Genomic DNA, 17,414 nt, shown 5'->3' on the forward strand with positions numbered 1-17,414 from the left:
CCCGGAAACACCTAGGGCCCCGCAGTGTCACGCGGCAGGACGGTGAACTCCGGCCCCATCGCCCCCGCGGCGTCCTGCTCCCCAGCTCCCGCCCCTCGCGGCAGGACAGCGGAAGCCAGGACGGCCGCCGCGGCCGCGGCGACGATCATGACGAAGACGGGCCTATAGCCACCCGGCCCCCCGGCCAGTCCGGCGAGCAGGCTGGACCCCACGATGCTGCCGAGGTAGCGGCTGGTCGAATAGGTCCCCGACGCCACACCAGCGTGGCGGGCCGGCACGGCCTCCAGCGCCGCGGTCTGCATGCCCGCCGACGATAGGCCGAGGCCGACCCCCGCGATCGCGAGCGTCATCACGAAGACTGCGCCGGGAACTTCACCGGAGTACAGTGCCAACGGCAGAAGTCCGCAGGTGAAAAGCGACACTCCCCCGATCACGGGAGTTCGGCGGCCAAGCCGGTCCGCGAGCCTCCCTCCAACCGGCGCCACGACGACGAGGCTCCCGGCGAGCGCCGTCAGGACCAGTCCGATCCCCAGGGGAGTCCAGCCCCCCCGCGCCTCCAGGACCTGGGGAACCACCAACAGGGTGGTGTACATCGACAGATTGGTCAGCGCGACGGCCGCGTTGGCGCCCGCGAACGCGGGCCTCGCGAAAAACCTCGGCTGCAGGATCGGGTCTGGATGCGACAGCTCGCGCCGCAGGAACAGCATGAATCCGGCGCCGATCCCGGCTACGACCACCAGCACAAAGGCGGGTCCCAGTGACCGCCAGAACGACAGCGCACCGGCGGCTGTGACCAGCAGTCCTGACAGGGCAAGGGATCCCACCAGGTCGAACGGCTTCGACGGATGCGTGCGGGTGGTCCGGACAACCCGCGGCAGGCTTCCGAACCCGATCATCATCGCGGGAGCCACCAGCAGCAGGTTCACAAGGAAGATCGCCCGCCATCCGCCGATGGACACGAGCAGGCCTCCCAGGGGAGGCCCTGTGCCGGCGGCGAAGCCGATCGCCGACCCCACGATGCCGATACGCGATGCCCGCCGCTGGACCGGGACGACCTCCCGGATCAGCGCAGAGCCGTTGGGGAAGGTGAGGGCACCGGCGATGCCCTGCTGCAACCGGAATGCGAACAGCATGGGGAAGCTGCCGGAAACGGCCGCCCCGACCGAGGCCACAGCGAACCAGGCCAGGCCCCCGAGGATCATGGGACGGCGGCCCAGGCGGTCGCCCATCTTGCCCGCGACCGGTTGCAGGCAGGCCATGGCGATGAGGTACGAGGTGACGAGCAGCCCGCCACTGCGTGAGTCGGCCCCCAGGTCGCGGGTGATCCCGGGCAGCGCCACGGCGATCATCGTGGAGTTGAGCGGCGCGAGCATGGCCGAGACGGCAACCGTGAACAGCAGCGGCCGCTCGGCCGCCGATCGAACGGTCTCAGCCCGAGACACGCACCACGCCGGCGTCGCCGTCGACCTCGACGATCTGGCCGTCGCGGATCACGGTGGTGGCGGTGCCGGTTCCGACGACGGCCGGGATCCCGTACTCCCTGGCGACCACCGCGCAATGGCTGAGGGCTCCGCCGGTGTCCGTCACAACCGCCGAAACTGTGGCGAACAAAGGGGTCCACGGCGCAGCCGTCGTCGTGGCCACAAGGACGTCCCCGGGCTTCAGCCGGCCCGCCTCCTCGATCGAGTTGATGACGCGGGCGGTGCCCTTGGCCGTGCCGGGGGAACCGGGATGGCCTCTGACGGCGCCGTCGTCGCCCTGCTCCACGTCCGCGCCGAAGAACCGCCCGAACGTCCGGGCCATGAAGTTGTCCCGGGAGCGGGGTTGCGTCTCCGGGGTCCCCAGCGCGCTCGGGGGCCTGATGCGCGCGTAGCGATTCATCTCCTCCAGCCGGGTCCGCACGAGCCCCCGAAGGTCCTCGCCTTCCGGCAGGCGGCCGACGGCGGCCGTCATCTCGTCGCGCTCGAGCAGGAACACGTCCCTCGGTCCGTCGATGAGGCCGCGCTCGGCCAGCCGGCGTCCAAACTCCAGCAGCAGGCGGCGCAACCGCCAGGTCCCTCGGCAGTCGATCCAGAAGTTGTGGTCCTCGGTGATCACGACCCCCGCGTGCGCCGCCTTCAGCGACTCCTCGAACTGCTCCCGGACGGCAGCGGGATAGGTGCGCAGCCGGGACCGTGTCTGCTCTATCGCGCGCTCCCTGTCGCGCGACAGGCGCTCGAGCTCGGCCGAGGGGTCGCACTCGCCGGGCAGAGCGACGTAGTTCCTGAGGCCCTGGATCACGGGGGCGGGGTCCTCGGTCCAGTAGACGGCATCGATTTCGAACTTGTCCCCGCGCTGGCCGAACTCCTGCACGTACTCGTCCAGCAGCGAGGCGAAGCGCGCGCCGGCTTCCGTTTCCCCGAGCCTGCCGAGGACGTCTTCGGACGACCCTTCCGCTATCGCGTCCAGCACCTCGGGCGACCCCATCGCCTCGCGGCTGAGCCGCCACAAGGCGCGGCCGGTCTCGACGGTCATGTTCCCCAGCCCCTGGACCATCCTGTGGGCGCCAAAGGCGTCGTCGGTCCCGAACAGATCGGAGTAAAACTCCTCCAGTTCGGCCACCGCGACGTAGGCCGGGTACACGGTCCGGAAGTGCAGCTCCCAGAGCCGGGTCATCCACGCCACTGCGTCGTCGAGATGACGCAGCAGCTCGTCGTTGGAGGAGCCGCGCAGGTCGAAGGCGTCGAACCTGTCCAGCAGCTCCTTCACCTCGGAGAGCACCTCCTGCTCCCAGAACTCCCACAACCTGGTCTTTACGGCGTCCAGCCGCTGCTTGGCGGCGACAAAGGCTGCCTCCATGTCGGCTGGAGGCAGCGAAGGCGGTGCGGCCCACCCGTAGACGTAGGTGTTGATCCGAAGCGACCGCCGCCGCGATGTGGGCAGCCCGTAGAAGGCGTTAGCGGTCTCGAGCCCGGGGGTAAAGGTCGGGCCGAGACAGGTGTGGGCAAGCGGTGAAACCGGATCCGGGCTGTGCATCCGGTCCATCGTCCAGAACAGCTTTTCGTCGCCGGGGTCCTCCCAGACAACCTCAAACCCCGGCGGCGGGATGATCGGCTCGGGAGGCGACGCGACTTGCGCCCCCCGCTCCGCCTCCTGCGCCGCCGAGCCTCCCTCAGCCCTCAAGGTTCCCCCTTTTCGTGGCCACGGTGGTCACCGGCCGGCACTGCAGCAGGTTCAGGCTCCCATCGCTCCAGCTGCACTCCAGGTCCACGGGCCACCCCATGCGTGCCTCCAGATCGATCGCCAGCCGGGCCGCCTCGAGCACCTGCGCTTCGTTGAGGCAGGGGCGCGTCCTGAGCAGGCGCGGAACGGCGACCTCGCGTGTGCCGGCGTCGTCGCGGATGGTCATGACCTTCTTGTCCGCACAGTCGTTGCGAACGACGCTGACGTCGCTGCGGCGGACTACCCACGAATCGGGCGTCACGGTCCCCCCCACCACGCTCTCGCCCATCCCCCAGGACGCGTTGACGACGACTTCGGAGCGGTCGGCGGTCACCGGGTTGACGCTGAAGACGATCCCGGACACGTCGCTGGACACGAGAGCCTGAACGAGGACCGCCACTCCGCTGTGGCCGGAAAGGCCCCGGGACCGGCGGTACTCGACGGCCCGCGGGCTGCGCGCGCTCTCCCAGCAGCCCACGACCGCCTTCTGCACGGCCTCGGCCCCCACCACGTTCAGGAATGTCTCGTACTGCCCCGCGAACGAGGACTCGCTGCCGTCCTCGTCGGTGGCAGAAGACCGGACCGCGACCGCGGGATCTCCGGCTCCGAGCTTGGAGCCGAGGCTCCCGTAGGCCTGGGCCACCTGTCGCCGGACATCTCCCTCCAGCCCTTCAACCCAGGCGCGGTGTGCCGCTTCGGTGACGCAGAAGCCGGGGGGCACACGGAATTCCGAAGCGAGGAGGCTCAGGTTGGCAGCCTTTCCGCCCACGAGCAGCCGGTCGCGCGCAGCCGGATCCGTCAGACCGACGATCAGATTGTCCGCCATGCCCCCCGTCCTCTCCGAGGTCCTATGGTGACAGTGAACGGACCTTGCACGAAAGGGGACTCATGGTCTACGCCCGGGGACTTGGCTTCGCTCTGTTCTTACTGCTGCAGATCTACTGCGTCTTCGACGTGATCCGATCCGACAACACCCTGATCAGGGAGCTCCCGAAGATCGTCTGGCTTCTGCTCGTAGTATTGCTCGGTCCCATCGGGTGCGTGGCCTGGCTCTTGCTGGGGCGCCCTGAGCGGGCTGCCTTTATGTCCGGCGGCCCGGCGCTGGAATCAGGACCTCCTGCTCGCCAGGTCGCGCCGGACGACTCGCCCGAGTTCCTGCGCAAGCTCGACGAACAGGTCAAGGAGCTGCGCCGCCGGGAGGAGGACGTCAAGCGGCGGGAGGAAGAGCTTCGGAGGCGGGAGGAAGAGGAGGGCCGGGGCTGACCGCGGAAAGCCTGGCGGTCAGCGGGCACACCAAAGGCCGGGTCTCACGACCCGGCCCTTGGGTTGTCCACCCGGTTAACCCGTAGAACGCATTGGCGGCGAATTGCCGTCGGACCCCTGCTGGGAGTCCAGGAACGCCCTGATCTCAGACTCACGGAACCTTCTGTGGCCCCCCATGGTCCTGATCGGGTGCAGCTTCCCGGCCTTCGCCCAGCGGGTGACCGTCTTTGGGTCTACGCGGAAGATCGACGCGACCTCACCCGGCGTCAAAAGCCCATCCCTGCGTCGCATCATCCGACACCTCCCGTTTTGTACTAGAACGACCCGGACCCTCCCGACGTTACGGGCACGGCCGGGCCCGTCCCGTGGCTAGAAAGGGCCCTTTGGCATGGCGAAAATTGACTATCCGGGTACCGGGTGCGCTTGGGCGCCGGGCGGCGGCATAAGCAGCCGGGCGCATAGAGTCTAGGTCGCTCATGGGAGTCTTCGAGCAAGCGTCCGACTATGAACGGGTGGTGTTCGCCTCCGACCCGGCGGCGGGACTTCGCGCGATCATCGCCATCCACTCGACCCGCCTCGGGCCCGCCTTGGGCGGGTGCCGGATCATGTGCTACCAGTCGGAACAGGACGCCCTGACCGACGTGCTGCGGCTGGCCGAGGGGATGACGTGGAAGGCGGCGGCGGCCGGCCTGGACCTCGGCGGAGGCAAGTCCGTGATCATCGCCGACCCGCAGCGGGACAAGACTGAGGTCATGCTGCGGGCGTTCGGCCGGGTGGTCCAGTCGCTCGACGGCCGGTACATCACTTCCGTCGACGTCGGGTCGTCCGTCGCCGACCTCGACGAGATGCGGGTGGAGACGAAGTGGGTGGTAGGCATGTCTCCCCACCAGGGCGGCAGCGGAGACCCATCGCCGTACACCGCCCGGGGAGTCGCCGCCGGAATGAGGTCGGCCCTGTACCACGTGGACCGGGACACATCCCTGAGCGGCCGCAGAATCGTCATACAGGGCGCCGGCAAAGTGGGTTACCACCTGGCCGGGATCTGCGCCTCAGAGGGGGCCGAGGTTCTGGTGGCAGATCCGAACGTGGACGCCCTGGCCAAGGCCTGTGCCGACCACGGAGTCGGCACGTGCTCCCTGGACGAGGTGCTGGAGAAGGAGTGCGACATCCTGGCCCCCTGTGCGCTTGGAGGGGTCTTCAACTCCGACACGATTCCCACTCTGGGTTGCCGCATCGTCTGCGGAGCCGCCAACAACCAGCTGGCGACGTTCGAGGACGCCGCGGCCCTCGAAAAGGCAGGGATCCTGTTCGCGCCCGACTTCATCGTCAACGCCGGGGGCCTGATAAGCGTCGCCGACGAGCTGCACGGGTGGAGCGAGGGGCGGGTTCTGGCGAGGGTGGACCGCATAGCGCGGACCCTGCTCGACGTGTTGCACCTGTCCGGCGAGTCAGGTGCACCTCCGGCGTCTGCGGCGGTGGACTACGCCCGCAACCGCATCCGGACCCTCACGTCACTCGTCCCCTGAGCCCCCGCACCGTCTCCTCGAACCGGCGAGCCATCGCCTGGGGCGAAAAGACGTCCTCGGCCCTCTGCCTGCCTTCGGCCCCCAGCCGCGCCCTCAGCGCCTCGTCGGACTCCAGCGTCCGAAGTGCGTCGGCCACGGCGTCCGGCGTCGACTCCTCCAGGACGAACCCGGTGACTCCGTCCTCCACCGCCTCCACCGTGCCCCCGCACCGTCCCGCCACACAGGCCAGCCCACTGGCCGCAGCCTCCAGGTAGATGATCCCGAACCCTTCCGTGTCGAGGCCCCCGTACCGCTCGTTGCACGGCATGCAGAACACGTCCGCGGCCGCGTAGAACTCCGGTAGGCGGTCGTCCGGCACCCGGCCGGCGAACAGGACGCGGGGGCCGAGGTCCAGCTCCTTGACCAGCTCCCGAAGGGACTTCTCCTCCGGACCGCTGCCCACGACCAGTGCGACTGCCCTGGGCATCGACTCCATCGCGCGGATCAGGATGTCGGCACCCTTGCGCTTGACAAGGCGGGACACAAACAGCACGACAAACCTGGACCCGAGCCTGAACTCCTCCCGGACCCGCGACCCGCTGACGTCCAGAGAGAACCTGTCCACGTCCACCGACGGCTCCAGGAGAGCGGTCGGTGTCTGCTCGCCTGCCACGCGCAGCACGGCGCCCTCCGTGAACCGGCTCACGCAGAACACGACGTCGGCCGACCGCAGGGTCCGCCTGACGAGGCTCGCTCCCAGTGGCGCCTTGCCCGGGACCAGCACCTCGGAGCCGTGCACGAAGATCGACACAAAAGCCCCGGTGGACTTCTTCACCCGGCGCGCGAGCCGTCCGAGGGGGAGCGTCTGCAGAAAGTGGATCGCATCGATCCCCTGCTGCGACGCCACCTCGGCTATCCGCTTTGCCAGCGGCCGCCGGGCCCGCAGGTAGTTTCCCCTCACCCGCACCACGCGGTACAGGAGGGACTCGTCCACCTCCTGGTGGCCCGGACGGGCCGGAGCGATGACCACCACGTCGGCGGGCCGGAAGCCCGAGCACAGGCTCACGAGGTACGACTCGATGCCTCCCGTCTTGGGGGGAAAGTCGTTGGTGACGAACAGGTGGCGCACGTGTCGAGCCTACGGCCCCTGCCGGGCGGGACGAATCTGCCGCCCGATTCCCTCAGATGCCATCCGGCGGCGACACCTCGAAAAGCAGCTCGACCTCGACGCAGACCCCCAAGGGCAGCTCGGCGACGCCGACGGCGGCCCGGGCGTGGCGCCCCGCTTCCCCGAAAACCTGCTCAAGAAGCTCGGATGCCCCGTTGGCGACCTGAGGCTGTCCGGTGAAGCCTTCGGCGCTGGCCACGAATACGCCGATGCGCACCACACGCCGGACGAAACCCAGGTCGCCTATGACTGTCTTGAGCGCGGCCAGGCCCTGGACACAGCAGGTTTTTGCGGCGTCCGTGGCGGTGGCGACGTCCACGTCTGCGCCGACCTTGCCCAGGCAGACCGGGGAGCCGTCGCGCATCGGGATCTGTCCGGAAATGAACACCAGATCACCCACCCGAACCGCTGGAACGTACGCCGCCACGGGTTTCGCGGCCTGGGGGAGCGACAACCCCAGCTCCTCCAGCCTGCGTTCAGGGTTCATTGCGATTCCTCTCTCTCCAATCGTCGGACAAAGCCGCTCAGTGCGGGTGTGGGTCGGTCACCTCGAGCTCACCACGCGCGATTGCTCTCAGGTCTCTCAGCACACGCGTCATCGCGCCCAGCAGGAAAGCCACCATCCCGGATATCCCGAGCGCCAGCACCCAGGGCGAGACCCTCAGCAGGGGGGCGGGGAACAGCAGCAGCGAGCCCGCCACCAGTCCCGCCACACCCAGCAGGGTGAACAGGCCCAGCGACTCGAGCCGCAGGTCGACGCAAAAGGCCGCCACTCCCGCGACCAGAAGCGCCAGGCCGAGCCAAGACCCGCGCAGCGTGACGAAACCGAACAGGCCCAGCCCCAGGCTCACGACGGCCGCCACGCCCCCAGGTCCCGTCGAGGGGTGAAACAGCTCGAACACGATTCCGACGAGCCCCAGCAGGATGAGCAGGTAGGCAAGCGACGGCTGCGAGGCTGCGTGGCCGACTCGGCCGAGCAGGTCCTGCTTGCGGAACCTCACGCGCAGGCCGTCCGGGTTCGTGTGCAGCGTGAGCTCACGGCCTCCGGCTCTCACGACGCGGCCGTCCACCTTTCTGAGGACGTCGGGAAGCTGCAGCGCGACCATCTGGACGAGCCCCTGCTCTTCCGCCTCCTCCGCGGACAGCGCACGATCGCGTATCGCAGACGGGACCTTCAACGACCCCGCCGCCGTACCGCGTTCGCGAAGGTCGAGAGCCGTCGCCGGACCCAGGGCCGAACCCGGCGATATCGCAGCGACGTGCGACGAGGTCACGACGGCAGCCGCGGAGTTCGCTGCTCTGGCGCCCGGCGGGCCAACCCACGTGATCACCGGCACGGGCGATTCACGCAGAACCCGGGACAACCGGTCCGGGCGGCCGCGTCCGATGCCGCCGGCGGAGTCCACCTGCAGCACGACGGCCTCGGCTCCCTCGCGCCCCGCCACGCGGATGGCGGTCGTGATCGACCTCTCGACCACCGAGTCGATGATCCCCTGGACGGCGACGACCTCCACCCTCCTCAGGTCGTCCTGAGCCGACGAGCCGGGAGCGAGGGCCAAACAGGCCAGGACCACCCCGGCCGTTGCCAGCAGCCGGTACCGGCGCAGTGCGACGTTCACCCGGGAGCCGCCGCCCGCCGGTGTCCGAGGACGGTCACGCGGAATTCTGAATCACCCGCTGGTACGCAGCCTCGTACCGCTCCACCATCGCGCGGGCGGAGAAGTTCTCCCGAACGTGCTGCCGGCAGGTCTGCGGGTCGATCGCATCCAGCCGGCCGAACCGGTCCGGCATGTCCTCCGGGTCGTCCACGATGTAGCCGGTGACACCGTCCACCATCACCTCGGGCACCGCTCCGTGGCGCGTGGCGATCACCGGCGTCCCGCAGGCGAGTGCCTCGACCATCACCAGGCCGAAGGGCTCGTGCCAGTTGATCGGGAAAAGGACGCAGCGAGCCCCCGCATAGATCCGCCGCTTCTCTTCTTCGGTCACCTCGCCCCGGTAGTCGTCTAGGGGGCCGAGATTGGGGAAGATCCGCTCCTGCAGGTAGGCCTTCTCGTGCGGCTCCGCGGCCTTGCCCACCAGGACCAGGCGCATCCCCAAACGTCGGGCCACGTCCATCGCGATGTGGGCCCCCTTTTCGGGGGTGAAGCGGCCGACGTAGGCGAGGTAGTCCTCCTTTTCCGGCTGGTACGGGAAAGCGTCCACGTCGATTCCGTTGTGGATGACGTCCAGATAGGAGATGTCCGGCATGTCCGCCGCTTGCGCATGGGAGATCGCCACCACGTTCACGCGATCCTTGACCAGGTCGTAGAGGCGGCGTTGGTCCGGGGTGAACGGGCCGTGGACCGTGATGATCACCGGGGTTTGCGAGAACGCGCCGAACGCAGGTCCCGCCAGCCCCCCGTGGTCGTGGATGACGTCGAAATCCTCGGCGTGGATGTAGCAGCTGAGCGCGTGGAGCAGCTCAGGGGCCAGCTCGCCGATCCGGTCGGTCCCTCGGGGAGGGGCCGCAAAGGGTGAGACCAGCTTCGCCTTCGTGCTGCTGCCTCCGGGGGCGAACAGGGTCACGTCATGGCCGCGCTCCGTCAGCTCGTCGGACAACGACGACACGACCCATTCGATCCCGCCGTAGGTCACTGGAGGCACGCGCAGCCACGGGGGAGCGAGCTGGGCGATCCGAAGGGCCATGTCACCTCGCACAACAGCCGGACGTGGATTACGTGGAAGGCGGGGCGCCTTCCGGGAGCAAAGATTACAGGGAGTAGAATGTCCGCCATCGGGACGTAGCGCAGCTTGGCAGCGCGCAGCGTTCGGGACGCTGAGGTCGCGGGTTCAAATCCCGCCGTCCCGACTGTCGGGGGCCCGGTCGCCACCGGGCCCCCGCTTCGTGGGAAGGGGTTCATGTGGACATCGCCACGTTTCAACAGCAGATAGAACGCATCTACCTGGTCCGGGACCGCGAACGGGGCGCAGCCCGGACCTTCGCCTGGCTGGTCGAGGAGGTGGGCGAACTGTCCCGGGCGCTTCGCGGCGAGGACCGCGAAAACCTGGAAGAGGAGTTCGCCGACGTGTTCGCCTGGCTGGCGTCGCTGGCTTCGCTCGTGGGAGTGAACCTCGAGACGGTGGCCGCCAGCCGCTACGGGGCAGGCTGTCCGAAGTGCGGAAGCGCTCCCTGCTCCTGCCCGCCGTCGGCATGAGCCGGCCGGCATACGGGCGCCCCGACGGCGACGCGGAGCTGGCAGAGCTGGTCGAGATTCTCAACCGCACCTACCTCAGGACCCGCGAGGAGGGCGAGCAGTGGCTGAAGCGTACGCCCGCGGAGGATCTTCGGGTCATCCGGCGGAGCGGGCGGGTGGCCGGCAGCCTGCTGCTTCTGCCCTGGGCCCAGTGGTTCGGTGGGAGCAGCATCCCCATGACCGGCGTGGCGGCCGTGGGCGTGGACCCCGAGGTGCGGTCGTCCGGAATGGCTTCTTCGATGATGCGGTCGGCCCTCGAGGAGATGCACCAGGCCGGCGTTCCCCTGTCCGCCCTGTTCCCGGCCACGCAGCCCGTCTACCGCAGAGCGGGCTATGAGCTTTCGGGCACATGGTCGCGCTTTAAGCTGCCCGTGCACTCGGTGGACCTGCGCGACCGCACGCTGGACATCAAGCGCGTTGATGCGTCCGCGGCAAAAACGATCAAGGCGCTGTATGACCGGCGGTCGCGGTCCGCCTCGGGGCACCTGGACCGGCCCCCGAAGATGTGGGAGAGGCTGGTCAGTCCCGAGCGCGAAGAGATCCACCTGTACGTGGCGTCCGGGTCCGGAGGGCCGGAGGGTTACGTCGCCTTTACGCAGCGCCGGGACAAGGAGTGGCGCTACGACCTGGTTCTGCAGGACTTCGTCGCTCTGACCGCGGCTGCCGCGCGCCGGCTGTGGACCTTCTTCGCCGACCACCGGTCGTTCTCGCGGGACGTGCTGTGGGTCGGCCACGTCGCCGACCCGGTCCTTCTGATGCTGCGGGAGCAGCAGTGGGAAGTGACCCGCATGTGGACCTGGATGACCAGGATCGTGGACGTGAAGTCCGCTCTCGAGGCACGCGGCTACCCGCGTGGGCTGGAGGCCGAGCTGCACCTGCAGGTGGCCGACGACGTTCTGCCGTGGAATGACGGGCGGTTCGTGCTCGAGGTGTCCGGGGGGCATGGTGCCGTCCGCAAGGGGGGCCGCGGAAAGCTGTCGGTGGACGTCCGGGGCCTGGCCTCGATGTACACGGGGTTTTTGACGGGGGCCGAGACCGTCGCCGCGGGGTACGCGTCCGGATCCGAGGCCGAGCTGTCCAAGGCGTCGGCGGTGTTCGCCGGGCCCCCGCCGTGGCTTCCGGACTTCTTCTAGCCCCCGGTCCCGATCCCGAACAACAGCTCCGCGATCTGCACCGCGTTGAGGGCTGCGCCCTTGCGCAGGTTGTCTCCGCAGGCGAAAAGGGACAGCCCGTTCGGGACCGCCGGGTTGCGCCTGATCCTGCCCACCAGCACCTCGTCGATGCCCGCGGACTGCAACGGCGTCGGATAGACGGCTTCTCCCGGCCGGTCCAGGACCCGAACGCCGGGAAACCCTGAGATCGCGCGGCGGGCCTCGTCCGGCGGCAGCTCGCGGTCCAGGGAGACGGACACGGACACGGAGTGCCCGACGAGCACCGGCACCCGGACCGACGTCGCGTGGACACGCAAATCCTGGGAGCCGAGGATCTTCTGCGTCTCGAAGACCATTTTCTGCTCCTCGGTGGACGTGTCCCCGCCATCGGGAAACGACTCGCAGTGGGGGAACAGGTTGAACGCCAGGGGGTGCGGGTAAACGTGGGGCTCCCCCACGTCCAGCGGCTCCTCGCCCCGCAGGGCAGGGACCTGGTCAACGGCCTTGCGGACCTGGTCCAACAGTTCCTCCATTGCCTCGCGGCCGGTTCCACTCACGGACTGATACGACGTGGTGGTCATTGCGGCGATGCGGGCCGACGCATGAATCGGCGCGACCGCCATGCAGACGGTGGCGGTCGTGCAGTTGGGGTTGGCGACGATACCGGCGTGTGTGCCGGCAGCCTCAGGGTTTATCTCTGGGATCACCAGCGGCACACCGGGGTCCTGGCGGAAGGCCGAAGAGTTGTCCACGACCACCGCCCCGGCTGCCACCATCCGCGGCACCCACTCGCGGGCCGTGTCTGAGCCGACGCAACTCAGAACCAGGTCCAGATCGCGCAGGCGGGGGTCCGAGAGCTCCTCGACCACGACCTCGGTGTCCTGCCACGTGACGCGCCTGCCGGCCGAGCGCGCCGACGAGAACAGCCTCAGCTCACCTACCGGAAATCCCCGCTGCGCCAGGATCGACAGGGCCGTCTCGCCGACCACCCCGGTCGCTCCGGCGATGCCGACCCTGAGGCTCACTGCGCCGGGGCGGGAGGCGGGTGCTCCGCCCGGTAGACGACCTCCTGCGACAGCCGGAACCGGTCGTGGACCGCCTGCACCGCGCGCTCCACCTGGTCCTTGCGCACGACGCAGGAGATGCGGATGGGCGACGTGGAGATCATCAGAATGTTCACCCCGGCCTCCGCCAGGGCATGGAACATGTCGGCGGAGACCCCGGGGTGCACCCGCATCCCCGCGCCCACGAGGCTCACCCGGCCGATCTCCTGGTCGCTGTCCACGGAGTTGGCTCCGATCGTCTGCGTAACCCGCCGCATCGTGTCCATCGCTCGCGGCAGGTCTTCAATGGGAACGGTGAAGGAGATGTCCGTCCGGCCTTCGTGCGACACGTTCTGCACGATCATGTCCACGTTGACCTCAGCCTCCGCCAACGGCTTGAACACCAGCGCCGCCACCCCAGGCTGGTCCGGTACGCCCTCCAACGTCACTTTCGCCTCGGACGTGTCATGCGTGACCGCCGAGATGATCGCCTTCTCCATCATCCGTTCGTCCTCTTCGGAAACAAAGGTCCCCTGCTCCTGCACGAATGACGATCGCACGTGCAGAACAACGCGGTGGTTCCGGGCCAGCTCGACCGATCGCGCCATGAGCACGCGAGAGCCGGTGGCAGACATCTCAAGCATCTCCTCGTAGCTGACTGCGTGCAGCTTCCGGGCCTCCGGCACGATCCGGGGATCGGCCGTGAACACTCCGTCCACGTCCTTGCACAGCTCGCACACGTCCGCTTCCAGGGCAGCGGCGAGCGCAACGGCGGTGAGGTCCGACGCGCCGCGGCCGAACGTGGTGATGTCCAGCGTGTCCCCGGAAACGCCATGAAAGCCGGCCACGATCGGGATGCGCCCTTTGTCCAACGACTCCACAATCCTGCGCGGCCGGACGTCCGCGATCCGCGCCTTGCCATGCAGCGCATCGGTGATGATCCCGGCCTGGGAGCCGGTGAACGACTCTGCCTCGCGTCCGAGCCTGTCGATGGCCATCGCGACCAGCGACATGGAAATCCTCTCCCCGGCCGAGACGAGCATGTCCAGCTCGCGGGGGGGCGGTTGCTCGTTGACGGACCTGGCCAGCGCGAACAGCTCGTCGGTCGTGTCTCCCATCGCCGACACCACCGCGACCACCCGGTCGCCGCCGGACGCCGTCGCGACGATCCGCCGCGCGACGTTGTGAATCCGCGACGCGTCGGCCAGCGACGATCCGCCGTACTTCTGGACGATGATCCCCATCTCAGACCTCGCGGCGCCCCTCGAGCGCGCGTCCGAGGGTCACCTCGTCGGCATAGTCGAGGTCACCGCCGACCGGGAGCCCGGAAGCGATGCGCGTGACCTTCATCCCCAGAGGCTTCAGCAGGCGGCTGAGGTACATCGCGGTCGCTTCGCCCTCGACGCTGGGCGACGTCGCGAGTATCACCTCGGACACGGCGTCTGTTCCCACCCGCTCCAGCAGCTCGCGCACGCGCAGATCCTCTGGCCCGATCCCGTCCAGGGGGGAGATGCAGCCGCCGAGGACGTGGTAGACGCCTTTGAACTCCGCCGTGCGCTCGATGGCCGCCAGATCCTTGATCTCCTCCACCACGCAGACGATCGCGAGGTCGCGGCCGGAGGCCGAACAGATCGGGCACAGCATTCCCTCAGCAAGGTTGAAGCACGTCCGGCAGAACGTGATCTTCAGCTTCACCTCCCGCATTGCCGACGCCAGCCGCTCCACGTCGTCGGAGGGAGCGCGAAGGACGTGAAGGGCGAGGCGCTGTGCGCTCTTCGGGCCGATGCCGGGAAGCCGGTTGAGTTCGTCCACCAGCCGCTGGACCAGTGGTGAGAAGACGGACACCTAGACGTCCGTCTCCTCGACGATCTCGGCCCCCAGCCCCTTCATGACCAGCTCGTCGGGCGTCGCCGCCACGGGGGCCGCGACCTGCGCCTTGGCGGGGTTGGTCCCGGGCTTGACCTCCGGCCGGAGCTTCAGCGAGCGGCCAAAGGCCTCCTTCGACGCCGCCGCGAGGTGCGCGGTGTGCTCGGTCTTCTGGATGGCCTCGGCGTGGAAGCTGCGCTCGAAGCCGACTACCAGCACCCCTTCGTTGACCTCCAGCGGCCATGCCTCCTTTATCAGCGCGTGCGTGGTCCGCTTGCGGGCCCGGACTCCCGCCAGAAACGCGTCCCACTGCTCCTGCAGTCCCTTCTCCGCGGGGTCGGCCGGCTGCTGTTGCGCCTCGGCCTCCGGCCGCTGGGGCTCGTCGTCCGCTTGGGTCGGGGCCGGCTGCGGAATGTCCGCTGCGGGGGTTGCCTGTGACGCTCCGTTGGCCGGGGCCGGCGGGGGCCCGGCCGCCGTCGTGCGCGGCCGCGGCGGCGCTGAGGTTGTGGCAGCGGTGGGTGCCACCTGGACGGCCGGAGCCTGAGGACCATGCCCCCCCTGCAGAATCACCCGCTCGAGCCGCTCCACCCGCGCGACGAGGGGAGCCGTATCGGCCTGAAGGCATGCCGCTCTGGCCAGAGTCACTTCGAGGGTGAGCCGCGGGTGGGACGCCGAGCGCACGTCGGCCTGCGCCTCCCCCAGGACCCGGAGCACCCACTCCAGGTGAGCCGGCGTGAACACCTGGACCAGCTCCCGCAGGCGGACGGCCGCCTGCTCGTCGGCGTCCAGGACGTGGTGGGCGCCGTGGGAGACGAGGAAAAGCGACCGGAACTGCTCCATGAGCTGCCGCAGCAGCTGGCGGGGGTCCCATCCACGCTCCACGATCGCCTCGACCTGCCTGAACACCTCGGCGACGTCCTGCGCCGCGATCGCCGACACCAGTCCCATCAGGACGTCCTCGGGCGCCTCGCCCACCATCTGGACGACGTCCTGACGGGTAATCGATCCCTGTGCCGATCCCGCGGCCTGGTCCAACAGGGCCAGGGCGTCGCGGGCCGAGCCGCGGGCGTGGCGGGCGATGAGCGCCAGCGCGGCCGGTTCGACCTTGAAGCCTTCCTGCTCGGCGATCGCCGAGAGGTGACCGGAGAGCAGCGACGCCGAGATCCTCCTGAACTCGAATCGCTGGCACCGGGACACCACGGTCGCCGGCAGCTTGTGGGACTCGGTGGTGCACAGGACGAACACGACGTGGGACGGAGGCTCTTCGAGGATCTTGAGCAGCGCGTTGAACGCCGGCGTGGACAGCTGGTGCGCCTCGTCGATGATGTAGACCTTCCGGCCCCCGGACGCCGACGCCAGGGGTATCGAGTCGCGGATCGACCGGACGTCGTCGACGGACGTGTGTGAGGCGGCGTCCATCTCGAAGACGTCCAGAGAGATGCCGTCTGAGATCTCCCGGCACTGGACGCACTTGCCGCAGGGCTCCGGGGTGGGACCCTTTTCGCAGTTCAACGACTTCGCGAGGATCCTGGCCGTCGAAGTCTTGCCCGTTCCCTTGGGTCCCGAGAACAGGTAGGCGTGGGCGACCCGGTCCTCACGCAACGCCCCCGCCAGAGTCTCGGTCACGTGCTCCTGACCGAGATGGGGACAGGACCCCGTCGCGTAGGGGTCGGGGACGTCGGTGAACGTCGCCGGGCGCCACTTTCGGTACAGGGACAGATAGGTCAAGGCCGGGCCTCGGTAGTCGTCGCGTCCTGGATTGGAGCGGCGACCAGGCTTCCCCGCGGCACCCGGAGGAGATCGCTTACCGTTGCTCCCTCCCGGGCCTGGCGGGGTTCACGAGCCTCCGTCGCGCGGGACCCGATCGCCGCACCAATCCAGGACGTGTTGGGGTCCGGACCGATTCTACCGGCGGCGTGGACACGGGGGCCGGGGGGCCCGGCCTAGCGCGGGATCCCGCTGATGGGGCCCGCCGCGTCGCAAGAACGATCAGGCGCCCGGCGGGCCCGCAGGCTTACACCACAGCGGAGGAGGTGGGATTCGAACCCACGAGGGAGCTTTCACCCCCTACACGCACTCCAAGCGTGCGCACTCGACCGGGCTATGCGACTCCTCCGCCGAATACAGTAGCCGCCGGGCGGCCGCGCCGAAGGGCGGGTGCCGAACCCCTCGCGTAGACTCCTCGGCGGAGGAGTACCAAAGCGGCCGAATGGGCGCGCCTCGAAAGCGCGTGAGCCTTCACGGGCTCCGAGGGTTCAAATCCCTCCTCCTCCGCCCCCAGCGCGCCGCTCGCCGAAGAACCGGGCGAGCGGCTCGGCGCACTCGTCCGCCAGAACCCCCCGTCGCACCCGCGTGCGGTGGTTGAGACGCGGGTCCTCCGGGATGTTGTAGAGCGACCCACACGCACCGGCCTTGGGATCCCAGGCGCCGAACACCAGACGGTCGATGCGGGCTGCGACGATCGCTCCCGCGCACATGGGGCACGGCTCGAGCGTCACGAACATCTCGCAGCTCTCCAGGCGCCACGTGCCCAGCCTCTCGGCCCCCAGCCGCAGCGCGCTCATCTCGGCATGTCCGGACGGATCCTGGACCAGGTCCCGTGTGTTGTGGCCCCGAGCTACCACTTCGCCCGATCGGACCAGGACCGCGCCCACGGGGACGTCGCCGTGGCCGGGGGCCGTCAGCGCCTCCTGGAGTGCCAGCCGCATGAAGCCGTCGTCCGAGGCTGGGCCCGTCATGGCGCAGCAGCAGGCAGGCGACAGGTTTGGAAATCCGGGAGCCGGGGATGACTCCGGTCAGGAGACTGCCGGCAAAGTTTTGCGAAGGCGCCGCTCAGAGCAGCGCCTTCTGCTTTGCGGGAGCAGCGGCAAGCTCGGAGAGCAGCCGGGTCGTGGACCCCGCAATCTCGTCCACAGAGCGCTCAAAGGCCTCCCGGTTCGCCTTTGACGGCTCCCGGTAGCCGCTCACCTTTCTGACAAACT

18 protein-coding genes, 3 tRNA genes and 1 other RNA gene are annotated in these 17,414 nt (G+C 69.0%); 6 read left to right on the top strand and 16 right to left on the bottom strand.

The genetic code is table 11. The features are described 5' to 3' along the window. Positions 1-11: 11 nt before the first annotated feature. From VNE62_05070 to VNE62_05080, 3 genes are read right to left on the bottom strand one after another with little or no spacing between them, the layout of a single operon-like run. Positions 12-1,442, bottom strand: a complete 1,431-nt coding sequence (locus VNE62_05070) for an MFS transporter (protein HVE91656.1) — start codon at positions 1,440-1,442, stop codon at positions 12-14. Continuing rightward, positions 1,429-3,162, bottom strand: coding sequence for a PEP-utilizing enzyme (locus VNE62_05075; GenBank protein HVE91657.1), 1,734 nt, complete (start codon positions 3,160-3,162; stop codon positions 1,429-1,431). The genes VNE62_05070 and VNE62_05075 overlap by 14 nt, the downstream gene beginning before the upstream one ends. Continuing rightward, positions 3,152-4,027 carry a PEP/pyruvate-binding domain-containing protein gene (locus VNE62_05080; GenBank protein HVE91658.1) on the bottom strand — a complete coding sequence of 292 codons (876 nt, stop codon included), beginning with the start codon at positions 4,025-4,027 and terminating at the stop codon, positions 3,152-3,154. Before VNE62_05080 ends, VNE62_05075 begins: the two co-directional genes overlap by 11 nt. Before the next feature lie 62 nt (positions 4,028-4,089). Here VNE62_05080 and VNE62_05085 point away from each other — a divergent pair, with 62 nt between their 5' ends. Continuing rightward, a complete protein-coding gene (locus VNE62_05085) occupies positions 4,090-4,464 on the top strand; it encodes a PLDc N-terminal domain-containing protein (protein HVE91659.1) in 375 nt (124 codons plus the stop codon). A gap of 75 nt (positions 4,465-4,539) precedes the next feature. Here VNE62_05085 and VNE62_05090 read toward each other — a convergent pair whose 3' ends face one another. Beyond that, complete coding sequence (locus VNE62_05090) at positions 4,540-4,755, bottom strand: BldC family transcriptional regulator (protein HVE91660.1); 216 nt, start codon at positions 4,753-4,755, stop codon at positions 4,540-4,542. A gap of 185 nt (positions 4,756-4,940) precedes the next feature. Between VNE62_05090 and VNE62_05095 the strand changes: the two genes are divergently transcribed. Next, positions 4,941-5,990 (top strand): Glu/Leu/Phe/Val dehydrogenase dimerization domain-containing protein, encoded by a 1,050-nt coding sequence (locus tag VNE62_05095; protein HVE91661.1) that lies wholly within the window; start codon positions 4,941-4,943, stop codon positions 5,988-5,990. Here VNE62_05095 and VNE62_05100 read toward each other — a convergent pair. Genes VNE62_05100 through VNE62_05115 form a run of 4 tightly spaced genes read right to left on the bottom strand, consistent with a single transcriptional unit; the run spans position 5,971 to position 9,825 of the window. Further along, a complete protein-coding gene (locus VNE62_05100; GenBank protein ID HVE91662.1) occupies positions 5,971-7,098 on the bottom strand; it encodes a glycosyltransferase family 4 protein in 1,128 nt (375 codons plus the stop codon). The two genes, VNE62_05095 and VNE62_05100, sit on opposite strands and share 20 nt — an antisense overlap. 52 nt (positions 7,099-7,150) lie before the next feature. After that, positions 7,151-7,624 carry a RidA family protein gene (locus tag VNE62_05105; protein HVE91663.1) on the bottom strand — a complete coding sequence of 158 codons (474 nt, stop codon included), beginning with the start codon at positions 7,622-7,624 and terminating at the stop codon, positions 7,151-7,153. Positions 7,625-7,661: 37 nt separating this feature from the next. Beyond that, on the bottom strand, positions 7,662-8,756 hold the full coding sequence (locus VNE62_05110; protein HVE91664.1) for a hypothetical protein: 1,095 nt from the start codon (positions 8,754-8,756) through the stop codon (positions 7,662-7,664). Between the two features lie 34 nt (positions 8,757-8,790). Continuing rightward, positions 8,791-9,825: a glycosyltransferase family 4 protein gene (locus VNE62_05115; GenBank protein HVE91665.1), complete on the bottom strand. Its 1,035-nt coding sequence runs from the start codon at positions 9,823-9,825 to the stop codon at positions 8,791-8,793. A gap of 89 nt (positions 9,826-9,914) precedes the next feature. On the opposite strand from VNE62_05115, the gene VNE62_05120 reads away from it, so the two are divergent. The 3 genes from VNE62_05120 to VNE62_05130 all read left to right on the top strand — a co-directional run bounded on the left by VNE62_05120 (position 9,915) and on the right by VNE62_05130 (position 11,506). Continuing rightward, positions 9,915-9,988: transfer RNA gene (locus VNE62_05120), tRNA-Pro, on the top strand. A 52-nt stretch (positions 9,989-10,040) separates the two neighbouring features. Further along, complete coding sequence (locus tag VNE62_05125) at positions 10,041-10,334, top strand: MazG nucleotide pyrophosphohydrolase domain-containing protein (GenBank protein HVE91666.1); 294 nt, start codon at positions 10,041-10,043, stop codon at positions 10,332-10,334. Further along, the gene (locus VNE62_05130; GenBank protein ID HVE91667.1) at positions 10,295-11,506 is read left to right on the top strand and encodes a GNAT family N-acetyltransferase; all 1,212 of its coding nucleotides are present in this window, start codon (positions 10,295-10,297) and stop codon (positions 11,504-11,506) included. Before VNE62_05125 ends, VNE62_05130 begins: the two co-directional genes overlap by 40 nt. On the opposite strand, the gene VNE62_05135 is transcribed toward VNE62_05130, so the two are convergent. The 6 genes from VNE62_05135 to VNE62_05160 form a co-directional block, all read right to left on the bottom strand. Next, positions 11,503-12,549, bottom strand: a complete 1,047-nt coding sequence (locus VNE62_05135; protein ID HVE91668.1) for an aspartate-semialdehyde dehydrogenase — start codon at positions 12,547-12,549, stop codon at positions 11,503-11,505. The genes VNE62_05130 and VNE62_05135 overlap by 4 nt on opposite strands. Beyond that, the gene (locus VNE62_05140; GenBank protein ID HVE91669.1) at positions 12,546-13,811 is read right to left on the bottom strand and encodes an aspartate kinase; all 1,266 of its coding nucleotides are present in this window, start codon (positions 13,809-13,811) and stop codon (positions 12,546-12,548) included. Before VNE62_05140 ends, VNE62_05135 begins: the two co-directional genes overlap by 4 nt. 1 nt (position 13,812) lies before the next feature. Then, positions 13,813-14,412, bottom strand: coding sequence for a recombination mediator RecR (gene recR, locus VNE62_05145; GenBank protein ID HVE91670.1), 600 nt, complete (start codon positions 14,410-14,412; stop codon positions 13,813-13,815). Beyond that, positions 14,413-16,161, bottom strand: coding sequence for a DNA polymerase III subunit gamma/tau (gene dnaX / locus VNE62_05150; GenBank protein ID HVE91671.1), 1,749 nt, complete (start codon positions 16,159-16,161; stop codon positions 14,413-14,415). 38 nt (positions 16,162-16,199) lie between these two features. Beyond that, positions 16,200-16,299: signal recognition particle sRNA small type (gene ffs / locus VNE62_05155), an RNA gene on the bottom strand. Between the two features lie 159 nt (positions 16,300-16,458). Beyond that, positions 16,459-16,549 (bottom strand) — tRNA-Ser (locus VNE62_05160). Positions 16,550-16,620: 71 nt separating this feature from the next. On the opposite strand from VNE62_05160, the gene VNE62_05165 reads away from it, so the two are divergent. Continuing rightward, a tRNA-Ser gene (locus VNE62_05165) sits at positions 16,621-16,707 on the top strand. Here the strand turns inward: VNE62_05165 and tadA are convergent. Both tadA and VNE62_05175 read right to left on the bottom strand, forming a co-directional pair. Continuing rightward, entirely contained in the window at positions 16,689-17,171 is a 483-nt protein-coding gene (tadA, locus tag VNE62_05170; GenBank protein HVE91672.1) for a tRNA adenosine(34) deaminase TadA, read from the bottom strand. The two genes, VNE62_05165 and tadA, sit on opposite strands and share 19 nt — an antisense overlap. 94 nt (positions 17,172-17,265) lie before the next feature. After that, positions 17,266-17,400, bottom strand: a complete 135-nt coding sequence (locus VNE62_05175; protein ID HVE91673.1) for a DUF2277 family protein — start codon at positions 17,398-17,400, stop codon at positions 17,266-17,268. Between the last annotated feature and the right edge of the window lie 14 nt (positions 17,401-17,414).

It is taken from the genome of Actinomycetota bacterium (assembly GCA_035536535.1).
In the GTDB taxonomy this organism is placed as follows: Bacteria; Actinomycetota; JAICYB01; order JAICYB01; family JAICYB01; genus DATLNZ01.

Coding starts and splice junctions, on each gene's coding strand:
- tadA (HVE91672.1), bottom strand. CDS start 17,171: ATGACGGGCCCAGCCTCGGACGACGGCTTCATGCGGCTGGCACTCCAG.
- VNE62_05095 (HVE91661.1), top strand. CDS start 4,941: ATGGGAGTCTTCGAGCAAGCGTCCGACTATGAACGGGTGGTGTTCGCC.
- VNE62_05105 (HVE91663.1), bottom strand. CDS start 7,624: ATGAACCCTGAACGCAGGCTGGAGGAGCTGGGGTTGTCGCTCCCCCAG.
- VNE62_05080 (HVE91658.1), bottom strand. CDS start 4,027: ATGGCGGACAATCTGATCGTCGGTCTGACGGATCCGGCTGCGCGCGAC.
- VNE62_05085 (HVE91659.1), top strand. CDS start 4,090: ATGGTCTACGCCCGGGGACTTGGCTTCGCTCTGTTCTTACTGCTGCAG.
- VNE62_05140 (HVE91669.1), bottom strand. CDS start 13,811: ATGGGGATCATCGTCCAGAAGTACGGCGGATCGTCGCTGGCCGACGCG.
- VNE62_05090 (HVE91660.1), bottom strand. CDS start 4,755: ATGCGACGCAGGGATGGGCTTTTGACGCCGGGTGAGGTCGCGTCGATC.
- VNE62_05115 (HVE91665.1), bottom strand. CDS start 9,825: ATGGCCCTTCGGATCGCCCAGCTCGCTCCCCCGTGGCTGCGCGTGCCT.